Source organism: Henriciella mobilis (assembly GCF_003576315.1).
Lineage (GTDB): Bacteria > Pseudomonadota > Alphaproteobacteria > Caulobacterales > Hyphomonadaceae > Henriciella > Henriciella mobilis.
This window is the reverse complement of sequence record NZ_QWFZ01000039.1, coordinates 81,420-102,396: the sequence shown is the minus strand read 5'-3', so window position 1 is coordinate 102,396 and position 20,977 is coordinate 81,420. Positions and strand designations below refer to the sequence as shown.

15 protein-coding genes are annotated in these 20,977 nt (G+C 56.0%); 11 read left to right on the top strand and 4 right to left on the bottom strand.

From position 1 onward, the window contains the following. The first annotated feature begins 165 nt into the window (after positions 1-165). The 7 genes from D1227_RS20430 (at position 166) to mazG (ending at position 6,961) form a co-directional block, all read left to right on the top strand. Positions 166-1,548, top strand: a complete 1,383-nt coding sequence (locus D1227_RS20430) for a septal ring lytic transglycosylase RlpA family protein (protein WP_119405635.1) — start codon at positions 166-168, stop codon at positions 1,546-1,548. 94 nt (positions 1,549-1,642) lie between these two features. Then, on the top strand, positions 1,643-2,803 hold the full coding sequence (locus D1227_RS17680; protein WP_233349863.1) for a D-alanyl-D-alanine carboxypeptidase family protein: 1,161 nt from the start codon (positions 1,643-1,645) through the stop codon (positions 2,801-2,803). After that, complete coding sequence (gene tmk / locus D1227_RS17675; RefSeq protein WP_119376740.1) at positions 2,800-3,435, top strand: dTMP kinase; 636 nt, start codon at positions 2,800-2,802, stop codon at positions 3,433-3,435. Before D1227_RS17680 ends, tmk begins: the two co-directional genes overlap by 4 nt. Then, complete coding sequence (locus tag D1227_RS17670; protein ID WP_158586716.1) at positions 3,432-4,379, top strand: DNA polymerase III subunit delta'; 948 nt, start codon at positions 3,432-3,434, stop codon at positions 4,377-4,379. Before tmk ends, D1227_RS17670 begins: the two co-directional genes overlap by 4 nt. Positions 4,380-4,390: 11 nt before the next feature. Further along, complete coding sequence (locus tag D1227_RS17665) at positions 4,391-5,164, top strand: TatD family hydrolase (RefSeq protein ID WP_119405633.1); 774 nt, start codon at positions 4,391-4,393, stop codon at positions 5,162-5,164. 146 nt (positions 5,165-5,310) lie between these two features. After that, positions 5,311-5,973, top strand: a complete 663-nt coding sequence (locus D1227_RS17660) for an MBL fold metallo-hydrolase (protein WP_233349861.1) — start codon at positions 5,311-5,313, stop codon at positions 5,971-5,973. A gap of 184 nt (positions 5,974-6,157) precedes the next feature. Continuing rightward, the gene (mazG, locus tag D1227_RS17655; protein ID WP_119405631.1) at positions 6,158-6,961 is read left to right on the top strand and encodes a nucleoside triphosphate pyrophosphohydrolase; all 804 of its coding nucleotides are present in this window, start codon (positions 6,158-6,160) and stop codon (positions 6,959-6,961) included. Positions 6,962-6,976: 15 nt separating this feature from the next. Here the strand turns inward: mazG and D1227_RS17650 are convergent, their stop codons facing one another. Beyond that, positions 6,977-10,402: a YhdP family protein gene (locus D1227_RS17650; RefSeq protein ID WP_119405630.1), complete on the bottom strand. Its 3,426-nt coding sequence runs from the start codon at positions 10,400-10,402 to the stop codon at positions 6,977-6,979. A gap of 76 nt (positions 10,403-10,478) precedes the next feature. On the opposite strand from D1227_RS17650, the gene D1227_RS17645 reads away from it, so the two are divergent. The 3 genes from D1227_RS17645 (at position 10,479) to D1227_RS17635 (ending at position 12,895) form a co-directional block, all read left to right on the top strand. Further along, a complete protein-coding gene (locus tag D1227_RS17645) occupies positions 10,479-10,946 on the top strand; it encodes a peroxiredoxin (protein WP_119405629.1) in 468 nt (155 codons plus the stop codon). Positions 10,947-11,136: 190 nt separating this feature from the next. Next, positions 11,137-12,360: a M23 family metallopeptidase gene (locus D1227_RS17640; RefSeq protein ID WP_119376747.1), complete on the top strand. Its 1,224-nt coding sequence runs from the start codon at positions 11,137-11,139 to the stop codon at positions 12,358-12,360. After that, positions 12,335-12,895: a bactofilin family protein gene (locus D1227_RS17635; protein WP_119376748.1), complete on the top strand. Its 561-nt coding sequence runs from the start codon at positions 12,335-12,337 to the stop codon at positions 12,893-12,895. Before D1227_RS17640 ends, D1227_RS17635 begins: the two co-directional genes overlap by 26 nt. A gap of 93 nt (positions 12,896-12,988) precedes the next feature. Here the strand turns inward: D1227_RS17635 and prfB are convergent. From prfB to D1227_RS17620, 3 genes are all read right to left on the bottom strand, one after another. Further along, positions 12,989-14,102, bottom strand: a protein-coding gene (gene prfB / locus D1227_RS17630) for a peptide chain release factor 2 (RefSeq protein WP_119405628.1) whose coding sequence is annotated in 2 segments (ribosomal slippage) — positions 12,989-14,032 and positions 14,034-14,102 — 1,113 coding nt in all. Because the reading frame shifts where the segments join, the coding sequence is not laid out codon by codon here. 61 nt (positions 14,103-14,163) lie between these two features. Then, positions 14,164-16,734 carry a penicillin-binding protein 1A gene (locus tag D1227_RS17625; protein WP_119376750.1) on the bottom strand — a complete coding sequence of 857 codons (2,571 nt, stop codon included), beginning with the start codon at positions 16,732-16,734 and terminating at the stop codon, positions 14,164-14,166. Between the two features lie 100 nt (positions 16,735-16,834). Beyond that, positions 16,835-18,019, bottom strand: coding sequence for an N-acetylmuramoyl-L-alanine amidase family protein (locus D1227_RS17620; RefSeq protein WP_158586715.1), 1,185 nt, complete (start codon positions 18,017-18,019; stop codon positions 16,835-16,837). Positions 18,020-18,423: 404 nt separating this feature from the next. Here D1227_RS17620 and D1227_RS17615 point away from each other — a divergent pair, with 404 nt between their 5' ends. Then, entirely contained in the window at positions 18,424-20,976 is a 2,553-nt protein-coding gene (locus D1227_RS17615) for an Rne/Rng family ribonuclease (RefSeq protein ID WP_119405626.1), read from the top strand. Position 20,977: the final 1 nt, after the last annotated feature.

Here is a 20,977-nt window from a genome sequence, read left to right as displayed (position 1 = left end):
TCATTTCGCCAGATAGTTAATATTGTGTTTTGGTCGCGCTTGAATCTCGATGCAGCCATTCATGCTATGTCCATTGTGACATGGTAAACGGCCTTTATCAGGAATTCGTTCCTGGGCTGCCGACAGAAAAGTCGCGCATGCAAGAGACCACAGAATGAGGTTCAAATGGCACGCCGTTTCAAGTCTGGATTCTCACCAATAGCCATTGCAGCGCTCGCCGTGACAATGGCCCCGGCCGCGACCGCCGACCGCAAGCATCCTGCGCCCATCGAGTATGTCAGCGTGGGGCAGGGCGGCGCTCGGATACAGGCCGATCAAACTCGCCAGACAAGTAGTGTACCGAAACCCAACTCAGGCGCCACATACGATGAGTGGCGCGGTCCGGTTACCCAGACGCGCGCCGTGCAATTGCCGGAGAGCCGCGAAAAAGTGCGGTTTTCTTATCCTGGCTCAGGTTCACAATCGGTCGCCCAGCAACGCCAGTATGCTAGCGTTGACTCAAGTCCTTTGGCTTCCCAGCCACAAATACCGACCAGACTCTGGCCCGCTGAAGCGTCCGCTTCACCTCTTGAGGCCTCGAAATCTCCGTCTGTCAGCACGCTCACGCTTGGTGAAGGCGCCGTCTCTTCGTCGCAACCCGCTGTCTCTCAGACCGTGACGCCGAAAGCATCCGGCGTGCCTCATGAAGAGCATGGTCTGGCGTCATGGTATGGTGAGGATTTTCACGGCCAGCCGACCGCAAATGGCGAAATATTCGACATGTATGCAATGACTGCGGCCCACAGGACACTGCCGCTTCCCAGCCTCGTCCAAGTCGTAAATGAGCGTAATGGCAAGGAAATTGTCGTTCGCGTCAATGACCGTGGTCCATTTGAAGACGGACGCATTATTGATCTCTCGAAGAGAGCCGCTGATGCTCTCGGCTTCGCTGAACAACAAGACGCCCCGGTGATCGTGCGCTACCTGGGACCGGCTCCAGCACTTGGTTCTACGCAGTTTGCCAATGCAGAGACGAGCTTGCCGGACGTGCGGAATACAGAAATGGCAAACGAAGCATCCAGCCGAATGAGCCGGCCTGACCTTTACGAGGATATGCTGCTCGGCGCCTATGAGCCATCGCTGGGCGTTCCGGACCCTGGCAATTCTATTGCAACGCCGGCTCGGCTCGCTTCTCCGTCGCAAACGCGTACGGACATCGTTCCGGCCGACATCAATGAAGAGTCGCTTCCGCCACTCCAGCCTTATTCAGCGCCAGCACCTGCTGTCAGGACCGTCAGTGCATCGCCACGCACCATGAACGTCCGCCAAACAACGTTCAGCCCGGAAATATACGTCCAGATCGGTGCCTTTGCGGATATTGGAAATGCACAAGGCAGACACGCACAGGTTGGCGGCATGTTTCCGGTCAAAGTCGAGGATGTTCAGATGCATGGCGCGGACTATTTTCGTGTCATGGTCGGTCCGTTTCCAACGCGCGACGCAGCTGAGCGGGCCCGGGTCCAGCTTCGCACACGCGGGATCAATGACAGCTTTGTCGCTCTGCGCTGATATCTGTCATCAACATTGACCTTCGTCTCAAAGCAGCCCTTTTCTTGAGTCAGGTTTTGCCAACAGGCAAACCGTGATCAGGAGGAGTGCTGCTTTGCTGCTCAAGCCCAAACACCTCATCATTCTGGCGGCCGCTTTGTCGGCGTGCTTTTCCGCGCACGCCCAGCTGATAGATACGCAAGCCAGCAATGCGGTCATCATGGATTATGAGACTGAAGAGATTCTGTTCTCCAAGAATGGCGAAGAGGCCATGATCCCCGCGTCCATGACGAAGATCATGACGGCGCACGTCATATACGAAGCGATCGAGAATGGGGAACTGACCCTCGAAACACGGCTGCCCGTCAGCGAACGGGCATGGCGTGAAGGCGGCTGGGCGACCGGTGGCTCTACAATGGGACTGTCCATTGGTGAAACGCCCACGGTCGAGGAGCTGCTCCGAGGCGTTATTATTCTGTCTGGCAATGATGCCTGCATCGTACTGGCCGAGGGGCTATCGGGCACTGAAGAGGCTTTTGCTCGTCGCATGACGGAACTCGCCCATCAAATGGGACTCGATTCAGCGCAGTTTGAAAATGCCAGCGGCCTCTACGCTGAAGGACATGTCATTTCGGCTGCCGATCTCGCCAGGCTCGCGCGGATGGAGATCGACAAGTTCCCCCAATATTACAAGTTTTACTCCGAGCGCGAGATGACGTGGAATGGAATCACACAACAGAACCGTAACCCGCTACTCGGTTCGCTCGACGGCGCCGATGGCCTGAAAACGGGGCACCTTGAGATTTCCGGATACGGGCTGACCGCATCAGCAGAGCGTGATGGCCAGCGCCGGATATTGGTCATTAACGGCCTTCCTTCCTCTCAGGCCCGCGCAGACGAAGCAGCACGTCTCATGCGTCTGGCTTTCACCGCTTTCGACACGCGAACAATTGAACCAGGCGAAACAGCGTTGGCTGTTTTGCCGGTATGGAATGGTGAAGCGCGAGAAGTTGGCGTCAAACTGGCAGAACCGCTAAGTGTAACCGCTCACAAGAGTGCATTTTCACAGGCCGAGGTGGCTGTTGTTTTTGACGGACCGATCAAGGCGCCTGTTCAGGCGGGTGATCGCATAGCAACTCTGGAGATAACCGTTGCTGGCAAAAAAGATCCGGTTGAAGCGCCGCTTATCGCAACTGAAAATGTCGAAAAGCTGGGCTTTATCGGGCGCGCAATTGAAGGTTTGAGCCTCAAGATCGGTAACGAGACAGCTTCATGAGCGTAACGCGAGGCTTCTTGGTGACTGTGGAGGGTGGCGAAGGCTGCGGAAAATCTACGCTACTTCAGGGACTCGCGAAGAAACTGTCTGATGAAGGCAGGACCGTTCTGCTGACACGCGAACCGGGTGGAACGCCACTGGCGGAAAGCGTTCGCAAGCTTGTTCTTGACCCGCCCGAGGGTGACGTATGGAGCCCTCTGGCGGAGGCATTGCTTATGAATGCCGCCCGCAGCGATCATGTACAAAAGAAAATTCTTCCCGCCCTTCAGCGAGGGGAATGGGTGCTTTGCGACCGGTATTCCGATTCAACCCTGGTCTACCAGGGTGTAGGCGGTGTCAGCCCGAATGTGTTGAAGGCCATGCAGGCTGAAGTCACGCGTGAGGCACGCCCCGACTTGACGCTGATCCTCGATGCCTCTCCGGAGGACTTGCTGCAGCGCCGCATCAATCGGGCCACCAGCGACGTGTTTGAGAACCGGCCCCGAGAATTCCATGATGCGGTGAGGAACGCATTCCTTAAAATCGCTAAAACGAATCCTGAGCGATGTGTGGTCCTCGACGCGATGCTGTCGCCCAAAGCGCTCGTCGAAGCCGCCTTCGTTACAATAGAGGAGCGTCTGGCGGTCTCATGACGGTTGCGCCAGCCCTTCCATTGTTTGGACACACAAATGCGCAGAGCGCTTTTCTCGCCGCGAGAGACAGTGGACGTCTGCACCACGCCTGGATCATCCAGGGTCTTTCAGGCATCGGAAAATCACGTTTTGCGTTGCGGCTTGCCGCGCTTCAGCTTGGCGCCAAACCAATTTCTGAAGATCCGGCCGGGGCTCCGGCTAGCGACCCTGTCATGCAAAAGATTCTGTCCAACGGTCACCCGGATCTGAAACTCATTCAGCGCCAGCTGAACGACAAGGGAAATCTCAAGCAGGATATTTCCGTCGATCAGATCCGCGAACTAAATGCGTTCTTTAGTCTGAAGCCCGCGTTAGGTGGGTGGCGGGTTAGCATTATCGATGCTCTCGATGAACTGAACACAAGCAGCCTGAATGCGCTCCTGAAGACGCTGGAAGAACCGCCGGCCAATTGTCTGCTTTTCCTGATTTCCCATGCTACAGCGCCAATCCTTCCGACCATTCGTTCTCGGTGCCAAACACTTCGCCTTCGTCCTTTGGCTCTGGAAGACACACAATCCGTGCTCGAAACGACAGAAATGGAAAACCCAGTCGAACTGGCAAGCTTGGTGCGCGGTAGACCCGGTCGGGCAGAGGAGCTGGCGGGAGGCAAGGTGATGGTTGCCTCCAGTGCCGCCCAATCACTTGTAAAAAGCCTGCCCTCGGCCAATGAGGCTCAACTATCCCATGCGATCCTTTGTGCCGGGGAAGACGACCAGACATTCAGCGCATTTGCGGACACGATACTGAATTGGGTGAGCGAAAAGGCCGTCGAAGAGCCAGTCTGGTCTGAAGTCTGGTTTGAGGGGCAGAAGATCGTGTCTGCGCAAAAATCGCTACATATCCCGGCAGACCAGGCTGCGGCTAAACTGGTAACGCAGCTTCAATCCGCCTTCGCGAACCGCTAGACGCTTGGTTCATGTTCGATACGCATGTAAATTTGCACGCAGAGGCATTTGCCGACGATCTGGAGGCTGTGCTTGCCCGCGCCCGCGACGCTGGCGTCACCCGATTTCTCGCAATTTGTGACCGCTTCGACAACTATCACCGGGTCGCTGAGATTGCGGTTGGAAATGCAGACATCTGGAACAGTGTCGGCGTTCACCCTCATTACGCGAAGGACTTTACGGGACTCTCGGTTGAAGCGCTCGTAGAAGCCGCGGAAGACGCGAAGACAGTCGCAATTGGTGAAACGGGCCTGGATTTCCATTACGGCTACTCTGCAGAAGCCGCGCAGGTCGATAATTTTCGGCGGCATATTGAGGCGTCGCGCAAGACTGGCCTGCCACTCATTGTCCACACGCGTGAAGCCGACGATCTGACAGCCGACATTCTGGAAGACGAGTTCCGCCGAGGTCCATTTCCAATTCTGTTACATTGCTATACAGGCGGACAGGCGCTGGCAGATCGGGCGCTGGATCTTGGCGCGTACTTCTCCGTTTCCGGGATTCTGTCCTTCAAGAACGCCAAAGATGTGCGCGCGGTTATCGCCACAATTCCACTCGATCGCGTCATTCTGGAAACGGATTGCCCATACCTGGCTCCAGTGCCATTCAGGGGCAGACGGAACGAACCGGCCTTTCTGATACACGTCGCAGAAGCACTGGCGGCACTACATGGGAAAGACGCTTTGCACGTCGCATCAGTGTGCGAAGAAAACGCACTGACACTATTTAAGAAAATCTCCTCATGAGTGTGCAGGCCAGATTTACTTTGTTGGGGACTGGGTCTTCCGGGGGCGTTCCGCGGATCGGTAACGATTGGGGGGCATGCGACCCGAAAGAGCCGAGAAACCGTCGTTTACGTTGCAGCGCATTGCTGGATGTTGGGCCTGCAGACATGCCGGAACGATCCACTCGGATACTCATCGATACCGCACCGGACCTGCGCGAGCAGCTACTCCGGCAGGAAGTGCAGCACCTCGATGCACTGGTGTACACGCATGCGCATGCCGATCAGGCCCATGGGATAGACGACGTACGGGCGCTCGTCCTACGGATGCAGAAAACGATTCCAACCTTCATGGATGCACCTACGGCTGACGCGCTAGTGAACCGATTTGAGTACTGCTTTCAGGGGAAGGGGGGCTATCCACCAATCCTTGACCGTCAACCGCTGCTGGTGCCAGGGCAGCCGTTCTCCGTCAAAGGGCCGGGCGGACCGGTGTCGATCCTGCCATTTAACCAATATCACGGTCGCATCAAGAGTCTGGGTTTTCGCATTGGCAACCTCGCTTACTGCAATGACTTGCATGACTTGCCCAGCGAGAGTTTCGATGCCTTGAAGGGCGTAGAAATCCTAATTCTCGACGCATTGCGGTATAAACCGCATCCTTCGCACGCCCATCTTGACCGGGCGCTTGCCTGGATTGATGACATTAAGCCTGACGCTGCGTGGTTGACGAACCTCCACGTCGATATGGACTATCATACGCTGTGCAACGAATTGCCGTCCCACGTCAGGCCTGCCTATGACGGTCTCTGCCTCGATTTCACGGTTTAGTCTCGAACATCGCATTTCCCATAATATTGATTATGCAATCTGCTTATGAAGTCCGGATAAGCTGGCGACGGCACCGCACTGGCGGATATCTGGACTTCGCAAGCATGCTGTGCTCGCAGTGATTGCCGCGTGGATAATTAGATTGCAGTTTAGGCCCCGCGTTGGCTGCTGAAAGGAACGCTGAATGGTGCCCTCCCCCTCCTCCGAGTTCGATCGCCTTAAGGAGATCATGGCTGCCCTGCGGGATCCTGATAGCGGTTGTCCTTGGGATATCGAGCAGGATTTCGCATCGATAGCCCCCTACACGATCGAGGAAGCATATGAGGTTGCTGATGCGATAGATCGCGGCGATTTTTCCGATCTGCGCGACGAACTTGGCGATTTGCTGTTGCAAGTCGTCTTTCATAGCCAGATGGCTGCAGAGGCGGGCCTGTTTACAGTTGATGACGTGGCGCAGGCCATCAACAACAAGATGGTCCGCCGGCACCCCCACGTTTTCAGGGCACCCGATGGCCGGGATGCCGATGGTCAGACGGAAGCGTGGGAAGCCATCAAGGCGCAGGAACGCGCTGACAAGGCGGCTACCGGACAGACCGCGTCCGCTTTGGATGGGGTCGCCCGCGCGCTTCCGGCCTTGATGCGTGCCGAGAAGCTGCAGAAGCGTGCCGCGCGAACGGGTTTCGACTGGAAAGAGCCAAAGCAGATCCTCGACAAACTCGCCGAGGAGTCGGATGAAGTCGCCCAAGCCATTGAGGGCGGAGTTGTCGCTGAAATCGAAGATGAAATTGGCGACCTGCTCTTTGTTGCGGCTAATCTCGCCCGGCGATTTCGGCTCGATCCAGAAATCGCACTTCGCAAGGCAAATGCAAAATTCGAACGGCGTTTTCACGCCATGGAATCTTTGGCCGCAAGCCGGGGCCAAGCTTTCGATTCATTGACACCTGAAGAGCAGGATCGACTCTGGAAAGCTGTTAAAGCGAAGGAATAGCCAAGCCGCGGACATTCAGTTGTTTGGCGTTGAGCCTGGTGCTGAAGGAATGAATTCGGCATCTGGCATGGGCGGCGCGGGCGGTGTCCTGTTTGGATCAATCGGGAGGCTGTCCGGAATGGTCGTGTCGGCCGGGTTTTCGAATATGCGGCGAAGAATGCCAGGCGTAACGGCCGACAACGGATTGACAACGACCTGCGCCCTGTCGAGCGTTCCTCTGATCGAATACGTCAGCGAGAAGATACCTTCCCCGTCCCGACCAACAAATAGATCGCCAATAATGGGGACGGCATTCAGCATCGAGTTCATGCCAAAGCTGGGCACCAGAACGCCGCTGACGCGGATTTCGTCATTTGTCTGCCCGATCCATCCATTTAGCGTTAACCCAAGCGCTGGGCCATTCGCGGTAGCGCCATCAAAGATCAGGCGATCTCCAGCCAGCGTCACCGGGACTGTGACGTCTGTGAACAGGATCCCTTCGCCCGAAAGCGTATCAGAAAGACCTCGCAGTGATGCAAGCGAAAGAATTTGGGTCAGCAGCGGCGCATTCTGCATCCGGACATTTTCCAGTTCTAGCCGTAGGGTTGCGGGAACCTCTCCTCTCGCCATCTGACCATTCAGCGTCATTGACCCGCCAGACATGAATTGATCGCCAAGCAGTGCGCTCATGAGGAACCCGGCATCATCACTCTGCAGACGCAAGCGCGCCGCGCTGCTTGCCGTCGGACCGACATAGGCAGCGACCACGGAAGAGTCTGTGTTTGATCCAATGTTCCCGCGCGCGACGACTTCCTTCACACCTGCTCGCGTGCTCTCGAATGAGAGAGACGCATCATTCAGTTCCAGCATGTTGCGCAAACGCAGTGTCTCAATCGAGGCATCAAGCTTTACGGGAATGCTGAAGCCCGAGCCTCCAACTGCACCGAAATCGCCGAAGAAGGCGCTGGCGTCCAAGAAGGCGCCGCTGAGCTTACTTGAGAAGGAATCGTCGGCGTCACGTGTGATCGCACCGCTTACGTCGATGAAATCTTTCAAATAGGCCTCGCGGACATTGAGGTTCTGTAGTTGGCCGCCGGACGATAGACGCAGATCACCGTCAAAGCGCGCATCGGCGCTTCGAAACTGCAGCGTCGAATCGGTTATTTGCGCCCCTTCGCCATAAGAAAGCGTCGCGCGTGCAGGCTCGCCCGACGACTTGATCCATCCAAGCTCGGAGACATCTACTTTGGCCGACTGCAAATCAAAACTGATATCCAGTTTTCGAACGCCTGATGCGGTGACCAAAGCCTGTAATTCGACCGGAATGTCACCGCTGATATAGGCCCGCCCAACGATACCAAACCTGTTCAGAAAGTCTGGTGAAATGAACGAACTCGCGGAGAGATTGGCCGGCGCGCCATCGTCGTCGAGGTCGTCGCGCCAGGTAAACTGCACCGGCGCAGGCCCGAGGTCTCCAAATCCGGTCAGGACGAGCCTATTCTCTGATAGCAGCACGTCGACCTGCCCGCCCACCAAATCGAGCCCCGGCAGCGCATCGGTCAAGCCGCCATCGGTGACTGTGCCAGTCAGTTTGATATCGATATCTTCGCTTTTAACGCGGTTTCGCAAGGGCATGAAGAGCTCGAACGTCATGGACGCGTCGCCTGAAAACCGTTCAGGATCGAAGTCGTTTCCATCCTCGCCCATAATTCCCGAATTCACCAGGTTGCGCATTGCATCGACGACTGGGCCAGCACCTTTTGCATACACGCGTAGCCGATCTTCCCTGCTATCAAAGCGAGGAATCGTGACACTTCCTTCGCTCAACGGCCATCCGCCATACTCGCCGCTATTGAGCTGCACGGAAAAGCCATTTCCGGTCAGGCGAGCCGATCCGATGCCCTTGGTTACGGGCGGAAACGCATCAAGAAATCGGACCGTTGCGTCTTCGACGAAGAAGCGGACTTCAATGTCCTCATCCCGCAGTCGGCCGTCCGTGATGCTGTCAGGCTTAAGGTCAAGATCGACGCTGGCAGCCGTCGCTCTGACCGACTCGATCTTGTCGCGTGTAAACTTGCGCGCACTCGGACTGAGTGTTTCGGGCCAAAAGCGGAGAGCTTCCGATTTGTCCAGCATCCCAGTCATTTCGGCATTCAGCTGTATGGCGAACGGAAGTTGGCCTTCATCTGAATCAGCCCGCGACTGGAAGTCAGCTACACCTTCAACCGTCGCGTCCTCTGACGTGAAGGAAAAGCGCTCAAATGTCGCGGTGTGATCAACGAAGTTTATGTCGCCTTCAACGGTAATGTCGCTCAAATCCCACGCATCGGGAAAGTACGGGACGAGGTCGACTTTCGTCTCGTCCGATTGAAGATTGAAACTCGAAATCGAGCTCTCGGATGTGGGCTGCCCAATAGTTCCAGACCAGGTCCCAGTTAGCCGTTTCGATTGGATGTCCAATTCCGAAATCGTGAGTTCATCGCTGTCAGGCTTATACACTGTTTCAAAAGACAATGCGTCGACCGACTGAGGTCGCCCCGTCACCACGATCTCCCCAGCTTCTGCGCTGGCGTTGAGCTGCACTTCTGATATGCCACCACTGGCCTGGTAATTGACCACCAAACCGATATCCGCAGGAAAACCGCTTATGCGGTCACCCAATATGCCCAATCGGACGGCCAGATCGCCGACGCTCCAGTCGAAAACCTCGACCTCCAATGAAAGAGAGCTGTAGTCTACTGGTACATTGAGTGTCGCATCGAGATCCCCAGGCAAACCGAGCCCAGTACCGCTGCCGGCTAGAGCAACGCGTAAGCCGTCTTGATTGCGTTCGAGCGCGCCAGTCGCATCACTCATTTCACCGATCAGCGAGTTATCAGGTGCGTGGAAGCGGAGATCCATCGTCTCAAAAGACGCTGCCTCCAGTGTGCCCTCCCTGCGCGTCAGTTCGACACCGACCAGGACGTCTCCCAGAACCCTGTTGAGGAGTTCAAGCCAACCATCCGCAGTTTGTGGTAGTTGCCTGGCTTCGAATTCTGGAAGCGGTTCTCCCGCAAATGTCCACAGAGTTGGTGTGACGTTCCTGACATCCACCCAACCATCGCGCAGTTCTACTCTCAACACTTCAGTGCGGCCAAAAAACAATGACCCCGCATCTAATGTAATAAGCGCTTGTGATGCTTTAGCGGCTATGTTGCCGTCGTCGTCCGCTAGCGACAGATTGTTGGCTGATACGATCACCCTGCGGTCCGTTGGTGACCATTGCAGTGTCAGGTTCTCAATCTCGACATCCCTGCCATCGCGCGCTTCTTCCAGAGCCCGCTCGACATCACCCTTGAAGATGTTGAGCTCGACCGGCCCTTGCGCGAGCATGAAAGCCAGGATGACAATAGCCGACACTGCAAGCAGCAGAATGCCACCAAGCAGTTCAAACGTTATAACTGTGGCCGTCTGTCTGACCAATGCCTGTTGCCCTCTATGACTGTCTGACCGTAAAAACTACAGACGTAATGAAGCAGAATTAGGACGATTGAACAGCATGAGTGCACCTATCAAGCCCGGAGATGCTTGCCCTTCCCTCACACTTTCGATGTCAGACGAAACCTCAATGCGGATTCCGGCGTCTAACGGAAGAGGCATCGTGCTGTTTTTCTATCCGAAGGACAATACGCCGGGCTGCACGACTGAATCCAAGGCATTCAGTGCCCTGCTCGGAGACTTTCAGGAAAAAGGATATGACGTCGTTGGCATTTCGCGTGACAGCATCGCGTCCCATAGAAAATTCATCGAGAAGCAGGACCTCCGGATTCCGCTCGCAAGCGACGAGGACGGCTCGGTTTGCGAGGCCTTTGGTGTGTGGGTTGAAAAGAAAATGTACGGCAAGACCTTCATGGGAATCGAGCGTTCCACTTTCCTTGTCGATCCTGAGGGCATCGTCACGGACGTTTGGCGCAAGGTGCGCGTCAAAGGCCACGCCGAAGCGGTTCTTGAGCGGCTGAACGCGTAATATTTAGGCATGTTTGAATAACGAGCTCGCCTATTAAGCGAGAATTTACGCACCTGTGTAAAAAATAAGGGGAATTGTGGGATCGCACCCTTTCCGCGCCGGACCGAATTGGGTTACTACATAAGGCATGCTGGGGAGCTAGTCGCTGGGAGTGCGACGCGTTAGAGTAACGAGGGTAGGCGCAGTCGAAATGAAGAAAAAGACGATGAAGGTTCGTGAACTTTTCAGTCGCCTGTTTCCAGAGCGCCAGATTTACCACCGCAGCGGCGGTACCGTTCGCTATTTCACGATCTCTCCCTCACAACAGGCAGTAATAGCTATCGCTGTAGCAGCTGCTGTTGGCTGGTCGTTGTTCGCAACGGCAAATATGATTTTCCTGCCGAAACAGACCGCCATGGCGGGCGGTCAGTATGAAATCGACAAGTATGAACGATGGGTACAGGAGCTGCGCGCACGCGACGCCCTTTCGCGTTCGCAGCTTGTCGAACGCACCGAGGCCTTTCAGCAGGCCACAGTAGATTTCGAACGCCGGCATCAGACATTGGAAGTCCTGCTGAACACTCTTAAGAATGGTGGAGAGCTGGAAGCAGCAGCGCTACGCGGCAATGATGCGCCCCTGCTCGTCAATGCCTCAATTGATGAGGCTGATCGGCGCCAGTCCCGCCCCTCTTCTCTCCCAAACGGTGATACAACGAATGTCGGCCTACGCGGACAGATCGGCGCTATTCGGGAAGAGCAACAGGCTTTCCTTGACGAAGTCGAGGAGATCGCAGTCGAGCGCGCCGAAGCAGCGCGAGGTGTTCTTCGCCTGACGGCGGTGGGGGCAAATCGCATTGAAAATAATCGCGAAATGGGCGGTCCGCTGATTGAGTTTGCAAGTCTGGCTAGTGGAGAGTTCGACACGCCGGAAGAAGCAGCATTCGCTGAGCGCGTCGCCCAGGTGGCCGCTCGCATGGAAGAAGCGCGCTACTATCAGGAAGTTGTCGACAACCTCCCGCTTGCCGGCCCCGTCGGCGTGCCATGGCGCGTGACTTCAAATTACGGTTTGCGCGTTGATCCGTTCAACAAACGTCCAGGCTGGCACAATGGCGTTGATATCGGCGCCTACTGGAACGCCCCGATTACAGCGACCGGCCCGGGAACGGTCAGCTTTGCTGGCACGAAATCCGGATATGGCAGGACTGTGGAGATTGATCACGGTCACGGATTCAAATCCCGCTACGGTCATATGAAGCGGATTAATGTTAAAAAAGGTGATACTGTTGCCATTGGTGATGTCGTAGGCGCCATGGGATCGACAGGTCGCAGTACCGGACCACACCTCCATTATGAAGTTTGGTTCAACGGTAAACCCTACGACCCAGTAGAATTTTTGAAGGCGGGTAAACATGTTCACGAAGACGAAAGACAGTGACACACAGATGTCCAGCATAAATCCGGCACAAGACGCTGTAAAAAGCGCGGCCAGCAAACCAACTGCCCGTTCGGCAGCATCGATCATCTGTGGCGACATGGAAATTCATGGCTCCATCACATCGGAAGGTGCACTTCAGATTGATGGACTCGTCGATGGCGACGTTTCCGCCGCTGACATTACGATTGGTGCCGGCGGTACCGTGATTGGTGAAGTGAAAGCTGAAGCCGTCAAAGTCAAAGGCGAAGTACGCGGCTCGATTCGTGCCCGCAAAGTCGAGCTGGAAACCGGCGCCAAGGTGCACGGCGACATTCTCCATTCGTCGCTCAGCATCCAGCCGAACGCGATGTTCGAAGGCCAGGTCAAACACGATCAGGACCCTTTGAAAGACTCTGCGCCGAAACCCGCCAACAGCGACCGCCCGGCATCCAAGGCTTCCGATTCAACAAGCACCGCATCGGGTAGTGCTTCTTCCCAGCAGTCCTCGACCAGCGCATCCTCGACGTTTTCGACCGGTCCTTCAGCTCTTTCGTAAAAACTTCGACGAACGTCCAGTCTAGTTATTTTAAAGGGCTGCACCTTTAGACGGGTGCAGCCCTTTTTAATGCGTATGAACGCAGAAATGATTTTACGCTGCCGACTCTTCGTTTCCAACAACAGAGTGCGCAAGAGCAGCGCTCAGGAACGCATCGAGATCGCCGTTCAATACGCCGGACGTGTCTGACGTTTCGTAATTCGTCCGCAAGTCTTTCACGAGCTGATAGGGCTGCAAGACATAAGATCTGATTTGGTGCCCCCAACCGATATCGGATTTGGAATCGTGGCTATCCTGAGCCGCCTCCCGGCGTTTCTGGAGTTCCAACTCATACAATTTCGAGCGCAGCATTTCCCATGCCTTCGCCCTGTTCTGATGCTGGGATCTGCCCGCTTGGCAAGCGACGACAATGCCGGTCGGGTCATGGGTCAAACGGACCGCTGAATCCGTCTTGTTCACATGCTGCCCCCCTGCCCCGGAGGATCTATAAGTATCCGTTCGCACATCAGAAGGATCGATCTCAACCTCGATCGATTCGTCGATGACAGGCGAGACGCTAACTGACGCAAACGACGTGTGCCGGCGCGCCGAGGAATCAAATGGCGAAATCCGGACAAGCCGATGGACGCCGTTCTCGGATTTCAGCCAGCCATAGGCATTGTGCCCCGAGATCAACAGCGTCGTAGATTTGATGCCCGCCTCGTCGCCGTCATGTGCGTCTTCTTCTTCGACCTTATAGCCATTCGACTCTGCCCAACGTACGTACATCCGCCTTAGCATCGACGCCCAGTCCTGGCTTTCCGTCCCGCCAGCGCCTGCATTGATCTGCAAATAGCAGTCATTGGCGTCGGCTTCGCCTGACAAAAGTGCCTGCAGTTCGGCTTTGGCTGCTTTTTCCCGGGCCGATTGTAGAGATGCCCGCACATCGGCAATCATGTCTTCGTCGCCATCGGCTAGCTCATACAACTCCAGACCGTCCGCCGCTTCCTTTTCGAGCTCTCTCACCATGCGGATGCCATCTTCCAGTCGCTGGCGCTCGGCCATCAACTTGCGGGCTTCCTCAGGATCGTTCCAGAACTCTGGCTGCTCGGAGAGAGCGTTCAGTTCGTCGAGACGTTTTTCGGCAACGTCCCAGTCAAAGACGCCTCCTCAGCAGTTCGGCCGACTGCTTGATTTCTTCAACAAGGGTCTTGATGTCCGTTGACATGGTGATGGCTCTATTCCTGTGGTTTGCTTGAAGCCTGCGATGCATAAAACCTCATCTGGCGTCAATAAATGCCGCTGAGGTTTTCATCGGCGACGTCGTCACCGCCTTGATCACCGAATCCAGGCGGCTGAAAACCCTCCGAGAAGGGATCCGCGATATCGTCTCGTTGTTCGCCATTACCCGAACGGCTTCCTGAAATCGAGAAGTCCGTATCCTCGTCGAAAACGGCGCCTGGCTCCGTCCCCGGACGGAACGCTTCAACAATGACTTCTCCCGAAGCGGCCGTTGGAAGTCCTCCGGTATCGTGATCGACCTGGACGAGTCGAACGCCGGGCGGAATTCGGAATGGCAGTGCAGGTTCATCCTGCAAGGCGACTTCCATGAAGTCGGTGAAAATCGGTGCACCGATCGATCCACCGGCCTCACCTTCCCCGAGTGACTTGGGTGTATCAAACCCTACCCAGATTCCCACGACCAGGTCTGGAGAGAAGCCGTAGAACAGGGCGTCTACATAATCGTTAGTAGTACCGGTTTTGCCGGCCAGTGGCTTTCCAACACGTTTTGCCCGGCGCGCCGTGCCGCGCTCCACAACCCCCTCAAGCATGTGCACGATCTGATAGGCAATGACGGGGTCCACGAGTTGTTTGCGCTCGTCAGGGAGCACCGGTGGTTTGCCACCGTCCCACTCCAGTGCGTCACAACTTTCGCATGGGCGCGTGTCGTGCTTGTAGAGCGTATTGCCGTGGCGGTCCTGAACGCGGTCGAGCAGCGTCGGCGTGACTTCTTTGCCGCCATTCACGAAAGCGGCGTAGCCACGTGCCATTCGCCAAGGCGTCGTCTCACCTGAACCCAATGCCATGGCCGGATAAGGCGGGAGATTGTCGTACAAGCCGAAGCGCTCGGCGAACTCAGACACGGCCGGCATACCGATATCCACAGCGACGCGCGCAGTCACCTGGTTGAACGAGCGCTCCAGTGCCGTGCGCATCGTGACTTCGCCGTAGGAACGCCCTTCTGAATAGTTCTGCGGCTTCCACATCTCCTCGGTATGTTCGTCATAATAGACAAACGGCGCATCGAGGATGCGGGTTGAAGGCGTGTAGCCGTTTTCAAGAGCCGCCCCGTATACGAACGGCTTGAAGGAAGAGCCCGGCTGGCGAACAGCCTGGGTTACCCGATTGAACGGGCTTTTAAAGAAAGAGTACCCACCAACCATTGCCAGTACGCGTCCGGTGTGCGGATCAAGCGCAACAATACCGCCCTCAACCTCCGGCACCTGCCTGAGAATTGCGGTCTCTGCGGGAACGTAAATCCACTCGTCCTCAGACGCTTCACCGTCTCGAGTTTCTGCGCCGGGCTTCTTCTCTTCCGTGCGTGCAACTTCGACGAGCACGACATCGCCAGACGCCAGGCCAGCCCCGCCACCATCGCGTGTCCAAGTGCGCGCCCATTCGACATCTTCCTTGGGAATTGACGTTTCGCGTCCATCCTTGAGCACCAGCCTAGCCCCCTCAGAACCCACACGCGAGACCATGCCAGCCTCCCAGGTCCCGTAACCTGGCGGCAAGGTCAGCTTTTCAAGCTGTTCGGGCACATTGCCATCAGCATCGATGGTAGCAAATGGCCCTCGATAGTTGTGGCGACGGTCATAGCTCTCAAGGCCGGCCTGCAAGGCGTCCTGCGCCGCCAGTTGAAGGCGTGTGTCAATCGTTGTTCGAATTGACAAGCCGCCACGCTGAAGCGCTTCCTCGCCATACTGCTCGATAAGCTGTTTGCGCAACTCCTGAACGAAATATGTCGCGGCCGCATATTCGGGTCCGCGCAGACGTTCGGTTACTTCAAGACCCTTCTCCATGGCCCTGTCTGCTTCGTCCTGCGTAATGTAGCCATCTTCTACCATGCGGCCGAGGACATAGTTGCGACGGGCCAGCAGGCGTTCCGGCCGGCGATACGGGTTGACGGTCGACGGGGCCTTGGCAAGCGATGCCAAAATTGCCGCCTCTGACAGGTTCAACTCGGGAAGCGACTTATCGAAATAAATCAGAGCCGCAGACCCGACGCCATATGCGCGCACTCCCAAATAGATTTCGTTTAGGTAGAGCTCAAGGATCTCGTCCTTTGTAAACGCATCCTCCATGCGTCGGGCGATAATCGCTTCCTTGATTTTCCGGTCAATTGTCTGGTCCCGGGTCAGAAGCATGTTCTTGGCGACCTGCTGGGTAATCGTTGAACCACCCTGCAGATTGCCGCCACCAGTGAGTTTGATCTTGGCTGAATTGATAGCGCCCCGAAGAATGCCGACATAATCCAGACCGTGGTGCGTGAAGAACTTCTTATCTTCTGCGGCGACGAACGCCTGGATCACGTGTTCAGGCACCGATTCAATCGGCACGAACACTCGGTGTTCCTCAGCGAACTCAGCGATCAGCGTCCCGTCGCCCGCGTGAACGCGTGAGGTGATCGGCGGCTCATAACTCGCAAGCCGCTTGTGGGAAGGAAGGTCGCGAGCCAGCACCGCTACGTAAACTGCCAAAGCGATGAATGCGATGACCCCCAGAATTACGAGGCCCAAAAAAACACGCCGGAAGAGCTTCCACGTCAGAAATCGCTTTCTGGTCGCTTGTTCAGTCATCTTTTGTACAGCCTGGAATTGTAATTGCGGATAATGCTGTCTGACAACACAGTCTGGCTAGAGTAAGGCGTTCGCCAATCAGCCGAAAGGCAAAAAGCAGTTAGTTCGCTGCGTAGAGCACATCGCGCCTGTCAAAATAGGCATCGATGGCCCGCCCAACTGCTTCCGCAGTCTTTCTGCGCCCGCTTTCTGAACTCAATCGTGCAACATCCGAACGATTGGTAAGAAATCCGATTTCCAGCAGAACCGCGGGCACATCCGGTGCCAGCAAGACGAAAAAATTAGCTCGCCGATGGCTATTGCGCACAATCGGACCCGCCTTTTCAAGTTCCGGCGTGAGCAGCTCGGCGAACACGGTTGAATTGGATTTGGTTTCCCGAAGGATCAGGTCTTCCAAGATACCGGATACTTCCTGCGAAGTTCCGTCTTCGATTGGCAGATGCCAGCCATTGGTTTTCGCCGTGCCATCGATCCGGCGTTCGCCACGAGCTGACAAGGTGTATACAGTCGCGCCTGCGACATCTGGGTTGCCCGCAGCATCCGCGTGTACGGAAATAAAGAGGTCCGCCCCCCAGCTTCGAGCCATGGACACACGGTCTTCATGATCAACGTAGGTATCGTCCGAACGCGTAAGGTGAACACGATAGCGGCCAGACCGTTCAAGGACCTGTTTTATCGCGAGCGATGTCTGCAGGACGATTGTTTTTTCCTTTTGATTCGTCGCCGCCAACGCTCCCGGATCCTTGCCACCATGTCCGGGATCGATGACCACCGTATACTGGTCCGGCTTCGAACCAAGTGGCTGGGCTTTTCTATACGAGCCTGGAGTGTAAGCAGCGAGGTATTGCTGCCGCAGCACAGCATCCTCCATGGATGCCCTGTCAAATCTGATCGGCGCAACGCGTACCAGGTCGATGAGAAGTCGGTGCCTCGGATCTGCACGCGTCGGGGCCATATTAAGCGTGCGTGATACCATCATGGGTGTCGTCAGATTAAAAACGACTTCTCCCTGACGGATTTCATAAGCATCGATGGCCCCATTGGGGGGCGGCGTATGAGCACCAAGCGATACGGTGGCGCCTGGCAGCCTGACATCGACCCGCCGGCCATTCGCGTCGCTGATCAAAAAGGTTTCCTGTTCGATTGGCTCGTCAGCCGCAAACAATATCCGCATATACTCATTGTCTCCGGACACAATGATCTCGCTGACTACTGCGGCAGTCGCGGCAGAAGCGCTCAGACAAAAAATCGTCCAAAGTAGCAAAATTCGAATCAGCGCGGTCACCATTTCTCCCGCGGAACACTGTGCATAACCCTGTGCCTGATGCCACAGTGAGGATTAATCCAACATTTACTGTCAGCGTTGCCGCTGCGTTTTTCGCGTTTGTGTCATTTTACGCTTTTCATTCCCTTCGGCTTTGGGCATGTTCAGACCACCTCGCAGCGTGCGGGGAACAGATAATCCCAGACAGGTGCATAGCCGGGACGACTGTCCCGCAGCGGGCGCCGGTCGGCCACGGATGAACAACTTCATGTTGCCTGATCACCAGCAGAGACTGTCACGTATTGCGCCCCAAGGCGCGCGGACGAGCTGGCGCTTGGGCTCTTCACAAAACAACACTGGCGATAGCCGCAGAGCCTGCGAACAATCTCGCAGGACCGCGCCGCCAGCCAACAAGGCGATCCTAAATGAGCAAACTAATGCTGATCGATGCCGTCCACCCGGAAGAAACCCGGGTGGCGCTCGTTTCGAATGGGCAAGTTGATGACTTTGATTTCGAAACGACTGGCAAGGAACAACTAAGAGGTAACATCTATCTCGCGAAAGTAACGCGAGTAGAGCCTTCCCTTCAGGCATGCTTCGTGGATTATGGTGGCAACCGCCACGGTTTTCTCGCTTTCAGCGAAATACATCCAGACTATTACCAGCTGCCACAAGAAGATCGTGAAGCGCTTCTTCAAGACGCTGCGCGCGCCGCAGCCGAGAATGAAGACCTTGATGTTGATGACCCCGATGAGGAAATCGATTCACCGGCAGACCTGATCGATGACGACGACAATTCTGATGAGGACGCTTCGGACGGTGAGCCGGAAACCCGGAAGAAGTCTTCGCAATCACATTCGAAGCGATACAAGATTCAGGAAGTCATCCGGCGGCGGCAAGTCATGCTGGTTCAGGTTGTAAAGGAAGAACGCGGCAATAAAGGTGCCGCGCTGACGACCTTCCTGTCTCTGGCTGGCCGCTACAGCGTATTGATGCCGAATACGCCGCGTGGCGGGGGCATTTCACGCAAGATCTCCAATGGTTCGGATCGCAAGCGCCTGAAGGACATCATGGGAAGCCTCGATGTCCCGCAGGGTATGGGCCTTATTGTACGGACGGCCGGCGCCAAACGCACGAAGACCGAAATAAAGCGGGACTACGAATACCTGCAAAAGCTATGGGATAATATCCGTTCCAAGACGCTCGAATCCATCGCGCCTTGCCTGATCCATGAGGAAGGCGGACTGGTTCATCGGGCCATGCGCGACATGTTCGACAAGGACATCGAAGAGGTGATCATTCAAGGCCAGACGGCCTACAGAGAGGCCAAGGACCTTTCCAAGATGATCATGCCGACGCAGGCTCGAAAGGTGAAGCAGTGGAAATCCCAGGCGCCGCTTTTCGTTTCAGAGAATGTCGAAGAACAACTCGATTCAATATTCTCTCCCGTCGTTCAGATGAAGTCAGGCGGCTATCTCGTCATCAATCAAACCGAAGCGCTTGTCGCCATCGACGTGAACTCCGGCAAGGCAACACGAGAGCGCAATATCGAGCAGACCGCACTTAGAACGAATCTCGAGGCCGCCGAGGAAGCCTGCCGTCAGATGCGTTTGCGCGACTTGGCTGGCCTTGTTGTGATCGACTTCATTGATATGGAGGAGAACAAGAACAACCGGGCCGTCGAAAAGAAGCTGAAAGACTGCCTCAAGATTGACCGTGCGAGGGTCCAGTGCGGAAAAATCTCCCAGTTCGGACTGATGGAGATCTCACGTCAGCGCCGTAGAGCTGGCGTCCTGCAGGCTACGTCTGATCCCTGTGATGCCTGCAATGGCACCGGCAGGCGTCGCTCTGTTCCTTCTGCTGCGCTTCAGTTATTGCGCACGCTCGAAGCACGGGCGGCTGGTGGCGGGCTGGCTTCGATCACCGTGCATGCGCCGACCGAAGTGGCACTCTACCTCCTGAATAACAAGCGCGAAGCGATTACAGAAATCGAAGACGAAGCAGGTTTCGCTATTTCGGTTCGCTCATCCGACGACCTCCTGCCAGGCGACTTCAAGATCGACGCCGAGAAGGACCCCAGTCGCAAATCAAGGCGTAAATCCAAGAGTTCAGACCGCAGCAAGCACATTAGCGGCGACGACGATGATGACCTGCTTCCGCAGGAAAATGACGACTCCCTAGACTCCGCGGAAGACGAAATCGATGAGGACGCAAAAGTCGACAGTGAAGCAACCGACGCCACGACAGAAGATGAAAAGTCTTCGCAGAGTCGTAAGCGCCGTCGCCGTGGTCGCCGTGGTGGCCGCCGCAGACGTCGTGAGAGCGGACCAATTGTGCCGGCTGATGGTGGCGCGCTACTGGATGGGCTTTCTGTAAGCGCCCCTGCCCTTCTAGACGACGAACCGCCCGCCCTACCCGATCCTCAAGCTGCAAACCGCGCCACGTCATCACAGCCTCAGCTGGCGAAGACCGTTGCTCTAGATGCGGAAAAAGCTGACGATCAGGAGAGTGAAAAGAAGCCTTCCCGTCGCCGGCGGTCACGGGGCGGTCGCCGAAACAAGTCTACAGGGACCGATCAAGTCTCAGAAACAGCGGCGACCGAACCAGGACAAGCGGGATCTGAAAATGTATCCGCGCCGTCCGAAGGTTCTATCAACGAAAAGACGGACAATGACGTGCCGGACGCAGAGCTGAAGAGCGAGCCTGATATCAGCGAGCCTAGTTCACCGGCTCCCCCTGTCGACGAAACGGCCATTGCTTCGGAAGTTGTTGCCAGCGATGCTGGAGAAACTCCACAGCCAGCAAACGATGCGGACCAGACCTCTAAAGACAAAGACGAGGGACAAACTGCAACCACTGCGGTGGTGTTTGATGCCGACAAACCGCTTGCGAGCGAGCCTGTGCTGGTTAGCGATGAAAACGGCGACGAAAAAGAAGCGAAGCCTAAGCGTCGCGGCTGGTGGTCACGCGGTAAATAAT

Bases quoted from the DNA above. Each gene is read 5' to 3' on its own strand.
- D1227_RS17625 (WP_119376750.1), bottom strand. From the start codon at position 16,734: ATGACTGAACAAGCGACCAGAAAGCGATTTCTGACGTGGAAGCTCTTC.
- D1227_RS17660 (WP_233349861.1), top strand. From the start codon at position 5,311: ATGCCGGAACGATCCACTCGGATACTCATCGATACCGCACCGGACCTG.
- D1227_RS17635 (WP_119376748.1), top strand. From the start codon at position 12,335: ATGTTCACGAAGACGAAAGACAGTGACACACAGATGTCCAGCATAAAT.
- D1227_RS20430 (WP_119405635.1), top strand. From the start codon at position 166: ATGGCACGCCGTTTCAAGTCTGGATTCTCACCAATAGCCATTGCAGCG.
- D1227_RS17640 (WP_119376747.1), top strand. From the start codon at position 11,137: ATGAAGAAAAAGACGATGAAGGTTCGTGAACTTTTCAGTCGCCTGTTT.
- D1227_RS17645 (WP_119405629.1), top strand. From the start codon at position 10,479: ATGAGTGCACCTATCAAGCCCGGAGATGCTTGCCCTTCCCTCACACTT.
- D1227_RS17670 (WP_158586716.1), top strand. From the start codon at position 3,432: ATGACGGTTGCGCCAGCCCTTCCATTGTTTGGACACACAAATGCGCAG.
- D1227_RS17665 (WP_119405633.1), top strand. From the start codon at position 4,391: ATGTTCGATACGCATGTAAATTTGCACGCAGAGGCATTTGCCGACGAT.
- tmk (WP_119376740.1), top strand. From the start codon at position 2,800: ATGAGCGTAACGCGAGGCTTCTTGGTGACTGTGGAGGGTGGCGAAGGC.
- mazG (WP_119405631.1), top strand. From the start codon at position 6,158: ATGGTGCCCTCCCCCTCCTCCGAGTTCGATCGCCTTAAGGAGATCATG.
- D1227_RS17615 (WP_119405626.1), top strand. From the start codon at position 18,424: ATGAGCAAACTAATGCTGATCGATGCCGTCCACCCGGAAGAAACCCGG.